Genomic DNA, 14153 nt, shown 5'->3' on the forward strand with positions numbered 1-14153 from the left:
AACAACCACATTCAAAAACAATAAACCGCCCCTGACTCTACTCAGTATTTTGCGCCACCTATCAGGTGAATTGAACCGAGCACTTCTATTGTTCTCGATTCTTCAAGATCCTTTTTGCGGCGCCAATAATTTCTTTCAGCGACATTTCATCTGCTTGATAGGCAATGTCGCATAGGCAGTGGCGAAGGCTCGCGGCGGTTGGTTCAGCGTGATCCCGGCTCGTAAAAAAAGCATCCAGTCCCACGCCCAGGACGTCAGCGATTCGCTCCAACATCTCGATGCTAGGGGCGTATTCGCCCCTCTCGTAACGACTCACTGTCATCGACTCACACCCCAGTGCTTCGGCAAGGGCGGCCTGTGTCCATTTATTGTCTAGTCGTAAGTGCTTGATTCGCTTGCCTATACGTATAGTGGCACTTTGCTTCATCTGAAATATCACTTAAAATCAAATGCTTACACCTATTCACCTCCCCAGGAAGATCATAAAAAGGCTAGATTGCTATTATTTTCTAGCCAATTTCAGTATAGTCATTTTTTGACTATCTGAACGATGTTGAATTGCTAAGGAATTTTCCCATGGACGCCGAAAATTATGCCTGCCGGAAAATGCGATTGATTTTTGGTGCCTGCAGGTACCCGCGTTTGAGAAGCACCCAGCAGTTATTTGTCGTTACAGGTCAAAAAACACCGCTCCTATTGCCTATGGTTGGGTAACTGGGGGTAAACGTTCATGCTCACACCTTCCCACCTTCAACAACTGACACGACAAGGCATGATCGAACAGGCGTTACGCCAGGTCGATATCGAGCACGAATTCAGCCTGGTTTTTCAGCCGGTGATTGATTTGCGCAGCTGGCGCACCGTAGCGTTCGAGGCATTGGCACGCTGGAACAGCCCAGAGCTAGGTGACGTGCCTCCCGGCCAGTTCATTCCGATTGCCGAGCGGATCGGCCTGATAAATCGCCTGACCACTCACCTGCTCGGCAAGGCATTGCTGATTGCCTCTGACTGGCCCCGTCACATTTGCCTTTCTTTTAACTTGTCCGCGCACGACTGCGCTTCAGACGAAATCGCCGGACAAATAATCGAAATCATCAAGGCCAGCCATTTCGACGCCAGGCGACTGGACCTGGAAATAACCGAAACAGCGATCATGCAGGATGTTGTTAAAGTGCAACATACTATTGACAGGTTCTGTCGGCTAGGTTGCGGAGTGGCCCTTGACGATTTCGGCACTGGATACTCCAGCCTTAGCCAACTACTTTCGCTGGCGCTCACTAAAATAAAAATAGATCGAACCTTTATTACTGGCATTGATGAAAACCCCACCCGCTACAAAATTGTAAAGTCTCTAGTTGCTTTGAGCAGTGACATGCAACTGGAATGTATAGCCGAGGGCGTGGAAACTCGCGAGGAATTGGAAGCATTGATTAGCCTGGGTTGTTTTTTTGTCCAAGGTTATTACTTTTCACAGCCCATGCATCATTCGCACATAGATAATTGGCTCAAAGACAATTGAATGGTTCGTGGCATGTCAAAAATTCAATGTCGAGCGCTGACTGAAGTGCAGACCTTCGCAAGGTTTCTCTAATATCCAACCCGGTGCAAAGTGGCTAAACCTGGAAGCGTCCTTGCATTTTCTGGCCAACTGCAGCTCAGAGATCCAGGCAACGGATTCCTCAGGCACGGTGGCCTTGGTTTGCTCGGATAAACCGCCAGCCTTGCGCGCTTCGCTCATGGTCTCCTCAGCCTGTTTGCTGAAGGCGCCGGAGGCACACTCCAGCTCGGAGGAAACCTGTTTGAACTGGTCGCGGGTGGTGTCGGACATGGGTTATCCTCCCTGTAGGGCATAGAGCGCTATCGTCGCAGACACAAATAACTTAAGGACGAGTTAAAAATGCCTATTGCTTAATGGCTAAACAGCCAATAAAACCTTCCATCAGAACTAAATCAAGGATGACTCTGTGGCACAGCAAAACTTCAACGACAACATCGTAAACTGGACATTTGAAAACTATGCAACACTGGCAAGCTTAGTTAGCGGTATCGCCATCTGCTTGTTAGCCTTGTACATTTATTCGCGCTCAGGCTCGCTGATATTCCTACGCGACTTAATGTGGCGCTTTTTCGGCGGCTCCACAAAATTTGAAACCGAAGGCTACGAACAAGTACGAAAAAACCTCAGGGAAGTTGAATACTACCGATTCGAGTTCAACATACCCGCACAGAACTTGACTGACACCAAACTCGCCGAGGAATGGATCAAGAAAAATGGCTTCTGCCATAGAGATGTTGCACGAGCAAGAAAATATATAGACTGGAAAAACTTTAACAGCCTAAAATTTAAAGAGGCCCTGTTTTCGAAAAATGCTCAATGTGCGTTTTTTGCGCTACTCTTCTTTTTCTTCGTAATTATCAGCATTTCAGTACCACTTACGAACGCAAAATACCTGATGGTTTCATTGAAAGACGCTCCGGAAGCTCCGTCATTTTACCTATCCGAGGGTGATGCCAAATTCAGCTTTTTCAGATCCAACCCAACGCTAACAGAGAAAGAGTGCCAGTCACCGGAATCACTTAAAAAATTTATCAATCACGAGTTCTCAGAAAAAAACATCAACATCATCTGCTCGCTCTTTGGCGAGGACAAATACCGTGAGCATGTAAACAATGGGCTCAAGGGGCAACGAGGGCTTCTTCTGGCAATCGTCGCAATTTCGATTTTCTCCGTGTTCTGTATATTGGTGCGAATATCCAGATCAGGTGTTGCAAAAAAACTCCACGAAAAAATTCATCCGCCCAAAAAACAAATTTTCAAAAAATAACCCATCCAGCTGAATAGCTTTGCGACTCTTACATTACACCGTTAGAGTCGCCTCGCTTGATTGATCACACTCCGAAACCTATCTAATGCCTTTTCTAGACTACGAGCAGGCTCATAGGACGTTTGGCGAAGACCTTCGCTGCGGCCTCTTCCGCTGACAGCGAAGCGCCGAAGATGCTGTCCAGCCGCATGGCGGAATCGACCGACACGGCGTTGCCACTGCTGGAGGTGCTGAACCACTCTTGCCAGAAGGCCCTTTCAGCCAAGCCGACGGGAACGCCGAGCCACTGCTGCAAGGCGGCGCGCAGCCGTCCGGGTTTCCAGTGTTTCACGGTCAGACGCCCGCCATGATCGGGTTGTTGGAGAGTAACTGATCCATAAACCCCACCTATCCAAACAGACGGCGCCTGAGGTGGGGAGGAATCAAATCATGCTGGCGCGGAGACGATTCTCGGCACAGTTACTTCATTTTTTCGGCCTGATATCCACCACCATCCCCGCCTGTACGTTTTTGATCGGTGACAGTAAGTGCGGCGAAATATTCCAGCGCTGGCCGGTGTCGGTTACCACTGTGACGGTTTTGCGGTTGAACTTCATAACGGTACCGGACAGGCGCTCACCATTGGGTGAATCGAAGCTTACCCGTGCTCCCGGATGGAACTGCATCATCGATTTATGAGCCTCCAATGACTCCAACATCTTCAGCCGTTCGATAATGTGATGATTCAATGTCACTAACTCATCGACGCTCAGATGATCAATGTTGATACTCATGATGCCCTCCAATTCCAGGGTAGTAACGCCTCAACATCTTCAACTGATTCAGCCTGCGGTAATCGCTCCAGTACGTGGCGCAGCCACGTATAGGGCTCCTGGCCGTTGGCTTTAGCCGTTTCGACCAGACTGTAGATCTGCGCACTGGCGGTGGCGCCCTTGGGCGTATCGCTGAATAACCATGCCTTGCGCCCTATGACAAACGGCTTTATCGCTCTTTCGGCGGCATTGTTGTCGATCGGTAAAAAACCGGCCTCCACGTAACGTTCCAGCCGGCTCCAGTTGCTACCCAGATAACTGAGCGCCTTGCCGAGAGCACTTTGCGATGCGACTTGCGGCTGAGTTTTCTCCAGCCAGCTTTTCAACTGCGCGAGCACCGGCAAGCTCTTTTCCTGGCGACCGGCAAAGCGCTGCTCATCCGTCATTTCTTTCAAATCACGTTCGATACCGTACAACTTGTTGATCATCGTCAGCGCAACATCGGCCCGACCGGTTTTACCCTTGGGCTGCACTTTCTGCGCATCGACAAACTTGCGCCGTACATGGGCCATACAAGCCAAACGCTCGACACTCGGCTGCGCGGCCAAGGCGTTATAGCCGGCGTAATCGTCAGTCATCAAATAGCCACGATAGTCGCCGAGCAGCCGCAACGGCACCTCCTGCGCTCGACTGGTGGTGTAGTCAAAAAGAAGGATTGGTCGCGCCGGTGGGCCGCTGGCTTGTACCCACATCCAGGATTGGCTGGTCGGGTCTCGACCTGGCTCTTTGAGCACCTGCACTCGCGTTTCATCGCAGTGAACAATCGGACTTTCCAGTAACCGATCACGCATCAGATTCAACAGCGGTTGGAAGTGTTCGCAGCACTGGATCACCCAGCGCGCCAGGGTTTGACGCGGGATATCGACACCGTGGCGAGCGAGGACTTTTTCGAAACGGTGCAGCGGCAGGCCATCGACATACTTGGCGGTCAGCAACATGGCCAACACGCTGGGGCTGGCCATGCTTTTTTCGATCAGTTGCGCGGTTTTGTCGGCGGTGACCGGTGCAGTTTCACAACCACGGCAGCCGTAGACCTTGCGGATGTGTTTGATCACCCGGATCTGCATCGGCACGATCTCCAGCTGTTCGCTGGTTTCTTCGCCGATGGTATGTTTGCGGCAGCCGCAAATGCAGGTCAGTTCGTGTTCGGGGAGTTCGTGGATGACTTCGATTCGTGGCAAGTTAGCGGGTAGAGGCTTGCGTTTGCCACGGCGTTTGGTCGGAGCGACAACTTCTTCCTCAGCATCAACGGGCACTGGCGTGGCGATACTTTCAGCTTCATTGAACAACGGCAGCTGTGGTGTCATCGGATCAACGGTTTGCTCAGATTTTCGTCCGAACAGGCGCTGACGAAGCAGTGCATTTTCCTCTTCAAGAAGAGCGACTTTCGACTGCATCTGAGCAAGTAATTGCTTGAGCGCAGCCGGGTCATCGGGATGGTTGTCGGGCATCGAAGTCATGGCCAGGATTATACCCAATCAAGCAACAAATCGCGGCGTCAAAACCTGATGCGGACGGTTGCGCCACAGGTCAAAACCGTCAAGCAGCCAGTTCAGTTCCTGGACGCTCAATACGATGGCTTCGTCAGTCGCGTCGGGCGAGGTTTTGAAACGCTCGGACTCCAGGCGCTTGAGCCAAAGGCAAAAGCCATTGCGCTCCCAGTAAAGGATTTTCACCCGGTTACGGGGGCGATTTAGAAAAACAAAAAGTACCGGGTCGAATACCACCACCTTGATATCCAGCTCGACCAGGGCGGCGAGGCCGTCGATGGATTTTCGAAAATCCACGGGCTTGGGGTAGAGGTAGACTTTTTCGACTTTGGCGTCGGGACGCATCATGAGGTGCTGGCTCCGTAAAGAGATCGGGAGCACAGCATCAGGCTTCAATGGGCGGCTTTGAATGTGTAGGTGATGGATCGCTTACAATCAATCTCCAACGATGTATTAGTGCGAGAGTTCGGCAGACCCGACAACAAAGTAAAACAACAAAACCTTAATAATATTACCCTTACACTAATTGAGCGATATAGGGCGACTTACAAAGAGCATTGGGAAGCAGCAAAAACAAAGATAGATACAGACGCAGACGAATACAAAAAACGCATAATGGAAAAAATGAAGCCATAATAAAATATCACTCCTACGCCGTAGGAATGACCTAACTTATATATTCCACACATGCTTAGAGTGATTAAGCTCCGCCGACAGAACCTGACCTAGCGTCTAAATCTTTGAGCTGGGCAATCATATTCAACGGCCTTTGAAAATCGTAAAGAATTCGGGTAACTACCCCATAACCCAACACTCCGGTACCAGTGCCGTTTTTATAACCAACCACCCGGCCTTCATAAGACCACATTGCATTCAAGCTATCCAAATGCTTTCTACTCTCTTTCTTTTCTAGAAAAAACAGATAATCACCGTATTTTTTATTCACCTTTTCAATAAAACCTACAACATCGAGACACATCACAACCACAACCTTATCTTTCATTATGTCGTCGAGCAATGGTGTCGGTAAATCCAAATAAGGTAGAGGCGGTGCCAGTGGGTCCTTCAAAAAATCAAGTATGTTAAAGACTGGAGACTTACACTCCATCACCCCCATCCAGCCGTTAAACCCTAAAATAGCCGAACGTTGGTCCGAGTACACTCCCAAATACAGGCATTCATCTATAACATCAATTGCCCACGTTTTCTTTTCGGAAAGTGACTCATAAAGAGAAACAATTTCTGTTGAAAAAAAATCTGAGGTGATACTTGTTGTCGGCGTGACCACATTTTGTCCCGTGCTGTAATCCACCCCTATCCCGTTATTTAATACATCTACAATACTACGGCTTAGCTCTAACTGCTTTCTTATCCTACCAAACTGCTGCCTATCTTTCTCATTTAAGCCGGCAACAAACTCATCAACCTGAGAAAGATTTTCGGGAGAGGTATATTTCCTTACATCTTCGCATATTTTACTGTTCTTATGACCGGTTTTTACTTCAACCAAAGTAGTCCCTTTGAACGGATTGAACACAAGAGCATCACCAGAATGCATAAACGTAGTAATATCGGCATTTATAGCAATATTAAATCTATCAGCGTTAGCTTTTTCTAAAAAGACAGAACCATCTTCAATATTTTTCTTGGATAGATTATCAATATTAGACGGAGTAAAGAACCTCCTTATAGTAGAGTGTTCCCCTCGCACAAACGACCAAACTATCGCATCATAAAAACGCCTTAATATCCTAATACGCACAGACTTATCTTTTATTTTCCTGATACATATTTTCTTATTTTCAAAATCTTTATCAATGTGAAATTTTATTTTTCTCTTCTCAATCTCTTCAATGTCACAAAGACAAACATAAACATTCGAAGAAATCAGCTTTTCAGCCTTTTTCCATTCAGCATGCATATTCGCCACAAACTTCATCTTGCTGTCTTCGATGTTTGTTTTATCGGAGCTATGTGTGACGTTAGTCCCCCTAATTAGGTGTAACAGCTCTGTCAAGAGACTTGAAAAATCCTCATCCAAATGTTGAGAAACTTTACCGAATGGTTTTACCCACTCATCAAAATCCACTACATATTCCTTGTCCATTCATTTCTCCAACTTTCAAGTCGTTTAAACGTCTACTGTATTACCTTGAGGACTAGAAAAGTCGTATCAGATGATACGGCCCATACGTCAGTGCAGCTTTGCACGTCTGCCAACTGACAGAGATACCATATCCGAAATAGATCTGCTTTTCGGCCCCCAAAGGCACGGGTACAAGTCCCCGCACCTTCAGCGACCTCGATCCAGAACCAAGCAGGATAACGGCTCAGAGCCTCACTAGAGGCACCAGAACATCAACAGATAGGAAGACGTAGCCACGGAGGCCAAAGAAGCTCAGAACGAGCAGCAGAAAGGTCAAACGGCAGGCGAAAAAAAATGGCGATCTGTAGGTCAGCTTGCAATCAAAATTCGCTACAAATTTTGCTACAAATCACTGCTACAAATCGCCACTTTCGAATCCTTCTAAATCATTGATTTATAAGGACTTTTTAATAATGGCGGAGAGATAGGGATTCGAACCCTAGGTACCGGTGAAGGTACAACGGATTTCGAATCCGTCCCATTCGGCCACTCTGGCATCTCTCCAACGGCGCGCATCATAACAGCCTGTCTCTGGAAAGCAAAGCGCCGAAGCGATTTTTTTCCGTGCTATCAGATGCTTGCGTCGATTACAGCGGTACGCCGAGGCGCTTGGCGACTTCTTCGTAGGCTTCGATCACATCACCGAGGCCTTGGCGGAAGCGGTCTTTGTCCATCTTCTTCTTGGTGTCTTTGTCCCACAGGCGGCAGCCGTCCGGGCTGAATTCGTCGCCCAGGACGATGGAGCCGTCGTGGAACACGCCGAATTCAAGCTTGAAGTCGACCAGCAAGAGGCCGGCGTCGTCGAACAGCTTGCTCAGCACGTCGTTGACCTTGAGGGACAGTTCCTTCATGCGCGCCAGTTGCTCGGCGGTGCCCCAGCCGAACGCCACGACGTGGGATTCGTTGATGAACGGGTCGCCCTTGGCGTCGTCCTTCAGGAACAGCTCGAACGTGTAAGGGTTGAGCTTGAGGCCCTCCTCCACGCCCAGGCGCTTGACCAGGCTGCCAGCGGCGTAGTTACGCACGACGCATTCGACCGGGATCATGTCCAGCTTCTTGACCAGGCACTCGTTGTCGCTCAGCAGTTTGTCGAATTGGGTCGGAATGCCGGCCGCTTCGAGTTTCTGCATGATGAAGGCGTTGAACTTGTTGTTCACCATGCCTTTGCGATCAAGCTGTTCGATGCGCTTGCCGTCGAACGCCGAAGTGTCGTTGCGAAACAGCAGGATCAGGCGGTTGGCGTCGTCGGTCTTGTATACCGACTTGGCTTTGCCGCGGTAGAGTTCTTCACGTTTTTCCATGATGGGCTCCGCTTTGAGTGAGGTGGGCTAGGCGATGTGTCGCCAGTCGAGCCCTGAATCTTGATCGGCCAGTTGCAGCCAGTCCGGGTCGCACCCAAGGGTATCGACAAAACATTGCCGGGCCAGCTGCGGCAGGTTGTTCTTGCTGCTCAGGTGGGCCAGGACCAGGTGTTGCAGGTCTTGCCAGCCCAACTCATACACCAGGTACGCCGCCTGGTGGTTGTTCAAATGCCCGAGTTCGCCGCCTACCCGTTGCTTGAGAAAGTACGGGTAATGACCGCGAGCCAACAGGTCTCGGCAGTGGTTGGACTCGATCATCAATGCATCGAGATCCCGGTAACCGTCCAGCACCTTGGCGCAGTAGGAACCCAGGTCGGTGAGTACGCCGAAACGTCGCTCGCCGCCACTGAATACATACTGCGTCGGCTCCTGGGCGTCATGCGCCACGGCAATCACATCGATGCTCAAGGCACCGATCTGCAGTTGCTCGCCACCGGCCAGGAAGCCTGCGGGTTCAATGGGTTTGCGCATCCCGCGCAAGGTGCCGCGACTCAGGTACACCGGAAGATTGTAGCGCCGAGACAGCAAACCCACGCCATGCACATGGTCGGCATGTTCGTGGGTCACCAGAATCGCGCTCAGCTGCGAGGGGTGAACCCCCAGGCGCAGCAGGCGCCGCTCGGTTTCTCTTAACGAGAAACCACAATCCACCAGCACATACGTGTCGTCTTGAGCGACCAGCGTGCCGTTCCCTTGGCTACCGCTGCCGAGAACGGCAAAACGCATCGGATCAGCCCAGGTTGTCCTGAATCACGCCCAACACCTTGCGCGCTGTTTCAGCTGGCGCAACGGTGTTGATGTTCTTCTCGACGGTGACTTGCACGCTTTCGCCAACCTTGCTCAAACGAATCTGATAACGCTCGGCGCGGGTTTCGATCTCTTCCTTGGTCGGCGCGCTGCCGAACAATTTGCTGAAGAAACCTGGCTCGGCGTCTTTCTTCTCGGCTTTTTCCGCCACGTTGATGTAGTACAGGCCCAGGCTGCGGTTGATGTCTTCAACACGCCAAGGGCCTTGTTCCAACGCGCGACCAACACTGGCCCAGGCACGATCCAGGTCTTCACCCAGGTTCAGCACCACGTTGCCGCTGCCGTCTTCGGTGAGGCTGACGCGGCTCGGGGTGTCGTAATCGCGTGCGGCGAGCAGGGAGATCGAACCGCCCTTCTCGGAAATGCGGCTCATGCTGGCCAGCATCTCGTCGACCAGTGCGGCGTCGACGCCGGTGTTGACCGAGCGGTTGGTGAACTCGACGTTGGACGTGCTGCCGGCAGGACGCTCGGCGCTGACCACATAGACTTCACTGGTATTGCGCTGCACGCCAGGCTCGATGCGTACACGTACACGGGCTTCGCTGTCAGCGGCGATACCGCCGGACTGCAAACGCTTGGCCATGCTGGCGGACAGCTCGCTGCCCTGCTGCCACGCCGTGGTGAACTCACCGGTCTGCGGGCGCTGCTCGTCGATGCGGAAACCGTTGTCCTGGAAGAACTGCACCGCCACCGGCCAGACTTCGGCAGGTGGGCGCTGTGCCACGATCCAACGCGAGTCGCCGCTCTTCTGCAGGCTGTAGTCGCTGGTATTCGCCACGGCCAAGATCGGTTGTGGACGCGGCACCACGTACTCACCCTTGGCGGTGTCGTCGGCGACATTGCGCGGAATCGGCAGCAACGGGTCAAGGCGCTTGGCGACGTTGACGTCCGGCGGCAGTTGCATCGGTTTGGTTGCTTGTGCTTCCAGGTAATCGCTGCCGCGGTCACGGAAGTAGCCTTCCGGGCCCCAGATCCAACCGCAGCCGCTGGTGCTGGAGATAATCAAGGCAAGTGCGGAAAGTCCGGCCAATCGCTTCATGCGTAGTGCTTCCTCAATTAAACCAGGACGCCGGACTGGCGCAGGGCCTGTCGCAGCGGTTCGTGACAGGCTTCGCTGAGGCGGGTGAGCGGCAGACGGATACCGTCCGGCATCATGCCCATCTCGAACAGCGCCCATTTCACGGGAATAGGGTTGGATTCGATAAACAGTGTCTTGTTGAGCGGCATCAGTTTTTCGTGAATCGCACGTGCGGTCACGGCATCGCCGGCGAGGGCGGCGGCGCACATGTCGCTCATGGCACGCGGGGCCACGTTGGCGGTCACCGAGATGTTGCCCTTGCCGCCCAGCAGGATCAGCTCGACAGCGGTGGCATCGTCGCCGGAATACACCAGGAAGTCGCTGCTCACGCCTGCCAGGATGTCCTTGGCGCGCTGCAGGTCGCCGGTGGCTTCCTTGATGCCGATGATGTTCGGCACGGTGGACAGGCGGATCACGGTCTCGGCCTTCATGTCGCACGCGGTGCGACCTGGCACGTTATAGAGGATCTGCGGGATATCGACCGCTTCGGCAATGGTGCGGAAGTGCTGATACAGGCCTTCCTGGGTCGGCTTGTTGTAGTACGGGGTCACCAGCAGGCAGGCGTCGGCGCCGGCTTTCTTGGCGTTCCTGGTCAGCTCGATCGCTTCACGCGTCGAGTTGGCGCCCGTACCGGCGATCACGGCGATACGGCCCGCGACACGCTTGACCACGAACTCGATGACCTGGATGTGTTCTTCCACGTCGAGAGTGGCCGACTCACCTGTGGTGCCGACCGCCACAATGGCGTTGGTGCCCTCTTGCAGGTGGAAGTCCACCAGTTTGCCCAGGCTATCCCAGTCGAGACGACCTTGTGCATCCATGGGTGTGACCAGTGCCACCATACTGCCCGCAATCATGCAACCGCTCCTGCCGGAAAAAGAGAGCCGTAATGGTACTGGCGCCAAGATGCTTGTACAAGCGAAGTACCGCCTGAGGATGCGTTCTGGCGCAACTAAACGACGGGCATTGCCATCATTGCGCGAAAGTGCGGGTCGAGACGGGGTAAAAACCCGCCGATCACGCAATGAAAACGCCACCTCCTATCCCTTGGCGACGCTTTTCGCTACCCTTCATGCTTTGATCGATACAGCCCTCACCGTATCGACCGCTCATCGTTTTAGGAAGGCTGCATGTCCACCCCCACAGTTCGCGAACAATTCCTTGTTATCAGTGCCCTCGGCGCCAACCCCATGGAGCTGACCAACGTCCTGTGCCGCGCCAGCCATGAAAACCGCTGCGCCGTCGTCACCTCCCGTCTCACCCGCCATGGCGAGTGCAGTGCGCTGGTGCTGCAGATTTCCGGCACCTGGGACGCTCTGGCACGCCTGGAGACCGGCCTGCCGGGCCTGGCCAAGAAGCACGACTTCACCGTCAATGTGGTACGCAGCGCCGCGCTGGAAAACCGCCCGCAGGCCCTGCCTTATGTGGCGTATGTCAGCTCGGCCTACCGCTCGGACATCGTCAACGAGTTGTGCCAGTTCTTCATCGACCATAACGTCGAGCTGGAAAACCTCACCTGCGACACCTACCAGGCACCGCAAACCGGCGGCACCATGCTCAACGCCACGTTTACCGTGACCTTGCCGGCCGGCGTGCAGATCAGTTGGCTGCGCGACCAGTTCCTCGACTTCGCCGATGCCCTGAACCTCGACGCCTTGATCGAGCCGTGGCGCCCACAGAACCCAATGTAAGGAAGCCCCCATGGCGGTAGTCATCGACAAACCCGTAGCCGATTTCGAAGCCCAGGCCACCAGCGGCCAGACCTTCAGCCTCGCAGCCCTCAAGGGCAAGCAAGTGGTGATCTACTTCTACCCGAAGGACAGCACCCCGGGTTGCACCACCGAAGGCCAGGGTTTCCGTGACCAGTACGCAGCGTTCAAGGCAGCCAACACCGAAGTGTTTGGCGTGTCGCGCGACAGCGTGAAGTCCCATGAGAACTTCAAGGGCAAGCAGGAATTCCCGTTCGAGCTGATCAGCGACAAGGACGAAGCGGTTTGCCAGCTGTTTGACGTGATCAAGCTGAAGAAGCTGTATGGCAAGGAATACCTGGGCGTGGATCGCAGCACCTTCCTGATCGACAAGGATGGCGTGCTGCGCCAGGAATGGCGTGGCGTGAAAGTGCCAGGGCATGTGGACGCCGTGCTGGCGGCCGCCCAGGCTTTGCATAACGCGTGAGCATCATCGGGAGAGGGCGCACGCGCCCTCCCCTCGCTTCAGAGTAAGGGCGCCACCACCGGTTCCTGCCGCGGCCATGCATCCAGCACCGCCTTGAACAGCGTCGCCAGGGGGATCGCAAAGAACACGCCCCAGAACCCCCACAACCCGCCGAACAACAATACCGCGCAGATGATCGCCACCGGATGCAGGTTGACCGCCTCCGAGAACAGCAGCGGCACCAGTACGTTGCCGTCCAGGGTCTGGATGATGCCGTACACCGCCATCAGGTAGATGAACTGGTCGCTCCAGCCCCACTGGAACAGGGCGATCAACGTGACCGGCACCGTCACCACCACCGCGCCGACATACGGCACCACAACTGAAATGCCCACCAGCAATGCCAGCAGCGCCGCGTAGTTCAGGTCCAGGGCAATAAAGGCGATGTAGGTCACGCCGCCACAGATGATGATCTCGATCACCTTGCCGCGAATGTAGTTGGCGATCTGCCGGTTCATCTCCTCGGCCACCCGGGTGATCAGCGCACGCTCACGCGGCAGATAGCCACTTACCCAGCGGCCGATCATCGCGCGGTCCTTGAGGAAGAAAAACACCAGGATCGGCACCAGCACCAGGTAGATCATGATGTTGACCAGCAACGGCAGGCTGGACAGGGAAAAGGTCACCGCCCACTGCCCGAACTTTCCGATCTCGCCGCGCGCCACTTCGATGGCTTGCAATACCTGCTCATCCGACACCAGATGCGGGTAGCGCTCCGGCAACAGCAGCAACAGCGACTGCCATTTGGCGAGCATGCCGGGCAACTCATTGAACAGGGTGATCAACTGGTGCCACAGCAGTGGCACGACCACCACGATAAATACCAGCAACAGCCCCATGAACAAAGCAAATACCAGCCCCACTGCCGCCGCACCCGGTAAGCGCAGACGCTCCAGGGTGGTGACCAACCCCTGCATCAGGTAGGCCAGCACCATCCCCGCCAGCACCGGAGCGAGCATGCCGCCCAGGGTGAGGACGGCGGTAAAGGCCAGGAACAGCAGGACCGCCAGCACCACGGCTTCCTCGTCGGAGAAGTAGCGCTGAATCCAGTCTCGTAACACTTTGAACATCAATCAACCTCGGGTGGTGGGAAGCGGACGCTTCAGGCCTTGCGCAACCAATAACGGTAGACACCGGCGGCGTCTTCTTCATGCACCAGGGTATGACCGGCCAGCCTGGCAAAGGTGCGGAAATCACGCTGGGAACCGGCATCCGTGGCGATGACTTTGAGCACCGCGCCGCTGGCCAATCGATTGAGTTCGAGTTTGGCCTTGAGCAAAGGCAACGGGCAATTGAGGCCGCTGGCATCGAGTTCGGCATCAAAGGCTACAGCGTCGGTCATGGTTTTACTCCGGGCAAGCGTTCAGGCTGCTTAGAATATCTGGTCCGACGCTCAGTGTCCGGCTACAGTAAGCTCTTT

General features: G+C 53.8%; 17 protein-coding genes, 1 tRNA gene and 1 pseudogene. 5 read left to right on the plus strand and 14 right to left on the minus strand.

Translation table 11 applies throughout. The features are described 5' to 3' along the window. Positions 1-85: 85 nt before the first annotated feature. Complete coding sequence (locus C5F70_RS31580) at positions 86-427, minus strand: helix-turn-helix domain-containing protein (RefSeq protein WP_017848706.1); 342 nt, start codon at positions 425-427, stop codon at positions 86-88. A 297-nt stretch (positions 428-724) separates the two neighbouring features. Between C5F70_RS31580 and C5F70_RS16900 the strand changes: the two are divergent. After that, positions 725-1519 (plus strand): annotated as a pseudogene (locus C5F70_RS16900) (EAL domain-containing protein); the annotation flags it as partial. Between the two features lie 15 nt (positions 1520-1534). Here C5F70_RS16900 and C5F70_RS16905 read toward each other — a convergent pair. Next, on the minus strand, positions 1535-1828 hold the full coding sequence (locus C5F70_RS16905; protein WP_104903768.1) for a hypothetical protein: 294 nt from the start codon (positions 1826-1828) through the stop codon (positions 1535-1537). Positions 1829-1964: 136 nt separating this feature from the next. Here C5F70_RS16905 and C5F70_RS16910 point away from each other — a divergent pair, with 136 nt between their 5' ends. Continuing rightward, positions 1965-2825 (plus strand): DUF6216 family protein, encoded by an 861-nt coding sequence (locus C5F70_RS16910; RefSeq protein ID WP_104903769.1) that lies wholly within the window; start codon positions 1965-1967, stop codon positions 2823-2825. Positions 2826-2919: 94 nt separating this feature from the next. Here C5F70_RS16910 and C5F70_RS16915 read toward each other — a convergent pair whose 3' ends face one another. From C5F70_RS16915 to tnpB, 4 genes are all read right to left on the minus strand, one after another. After that, a complete protein-coding gene (locus C5F70_RS16915; protein WP_104903770.1) occupies positions 2920-3156 on the minus strand; it encodes a hypothetical protein in 237 nt (78 codons plus the stop codon). A gap of 133 nt (positions 3157-3289) precedes the next feature. Then, positions 3290-3598, minus strand: a complete 309-nt coding sequence (locus C5F70_RS16920; protein ID WP_104903687.1) for a hypothetical protein — start codon at positions 3596-3598, stop codon at positions 3290-3292. After that, a complete protein-coding gene (locus C5F70_RS16925; protein WP_104903771.1) occupies positions 3595-5097 on the minus strand; it encodes an IS66 family transposase in 1503 nt (500 codons plus the stop codon). Before C5F70_RS16925 ends, C5F70_RS16920 begins: the two co-directional genes overlap by 4 nt. Before the next feature lie 18 nt (positions 5098-5115). Then, positions 5116-5475, minus strand: coding sequence for an IS66 family insertion sequence element accessory protein TnpB (gene tnpB, locus C5F70_RS16930; RefSeq protein ID WP_256588293.1), 360 nt, complete (start codon positions 5473-5475; stop codon positions 5116-5118). A gap of 72 nt (positions 5476-5547) precedes the next feature. Between tnpB and C5F70_RS30615 the strand changes: the two genes are divergently transcribed. Then, on the plus strand, positions 5548-5763 hold the full coding sequence (locus tag C5F70_RS30615; RefSeq protein ID WP_158683865.1) for a hypothetical protein: 216 nt from the start codon (positions 5548-5550) through the stop codon (positions 5761-5763). A 64-nt stretch (positions 5764-5827) separates the two neighbouring features. On the opposite strand, the gene C5F70_RS16935 is transcribed toward C5F70_RS30615, so the two are convergent. The 6 genes from C5F70_RS16935 to dapA all read right to left on the minus strand — a co-directional run bounded on the left by C5F70_RS16935 (position 5828) and on the right by dapA (position 11376). Then, positions 5828-7234 carry a hypothetical protein gene (locus C5F70_RS16935; protein WP_104903772.1) on the minus strand — a complete coding sequence of 469 codons (1407 nt, stop codon included), beginning with the start codon at positions 7232-7234 and terminating at the stop codon, positions 5828-5830. Positions 7235-7687: 453 nt separating this feature from the next. Next, positions 7688-7777, minus strand: a tRNA-Ser gene (locus tag C5F70_RS16940). An 83-nt stretch (positions 7778-7860) separates the two neighbouring features. Then, positions 7861-8574: a phosphoribosylaminoimidazolesuccinocarboxamide synthase gene (purC, locus tag C5F70_RS16945; RefSeq protein WP_017844921.1), complete on the minus strand. Its 714-nt coding sequence runs from the start codon at positions 8572-8574 to the stop codon at positions 7861-7863. Positions 8575-8601: 27 nt separating this feature from the next. Continuing rightward, complete coding sequence (locus C5F70_RS16950; RefSeq protein ID WP_017844920.1) at positions 8602-9360, minus strand: MBL fold metallo-hydrolase; 759 nt, start codon at positions 9358-9360, stop codon at positions 8602-8604. A 4-nt stretch (positions 9361-9364) separates the two neighbouring features. After that, the gene (gene bamC / locus C5F70_RS16955; protein WP_017844919.1) at positions 9365-10480 is read right to left on the minus strand and encodes an outer membrane protein assembly factor BamC; all 1116 of its coding nucleotides are present in this window, start codon (positions 10478-10480) and stop codon (positions 9365-9367) included. Between the two features lie 17 nt (positions 10481-10497). Next, on the minus strand, positions 10498-11376 hold the full coding sequence (gene dapA, locus C5F70_RS16960; protein ID WP_017844918.1) for a 4-hydroxy-tetrahydrodipicolinate synthase: 879 nt from the start codon (positions 11374-11376) through the stop codon (positions 10498-10500). 273 nt (positions 11377-11649) lie between these two features. Between dapA and C5F70_RS16965 the strand changes: the two genes are divergently transcribed. After that, positions 11650-12210, plus strand: coding sequence for a glycine cleavage system protein R (locus C5F70_RS16965; protein ID WP_003172487.1), 561 nt, complete (start codon positions 11650-11652; stop codon positions 12208-12210). Positions 12211-12220: 10 nt separating this feature from the next. Further along, entirely contained in the window at positions 12221-12694 is a 474-nt protein-coding gene (locus C5F70_RS16970; protein ID WP_046384366.1) for a peroxiredoxin, read from the plus strand. 38 nt (positions 12695-12732) lie between these two features. Here the strand turns inward: C5F70_RS16970 and C5F70_RS16975 are convergent, their stop codons facing one another. Next, entirely contained in the window at positions 12733-13803 is a 1071-nt protein-coding gene (locus C5F70_RS16975; protein ID WP_017844916.1) for an AI-2E family transporter, read from the minus strand. Between the two features lie 32 nt (positions 13804-13835). Further along, positions 13836-14075 (minus strand): sulfurtransferase TusA family protein, encoded by a 240-nt coding sequence (locus C5F70_RS16980; protein WP_017844915.1) that lies wholly within the window; start codon positions 14073-14075, stop codon positions 13836-13838. Positions 14076-14153: the final 78 nt, after the last annotated feature.

Source organism: Pseudomonas sp. LH1G9 (assembly GCF_002949975.1).
Lineage (GTDB): Bacteria > Pseudomonadota > Gammaproteobacteria > Pseudomonadales > Pseudomonadaceae > Aquipseudomonas > Aquipseudomonas veronii.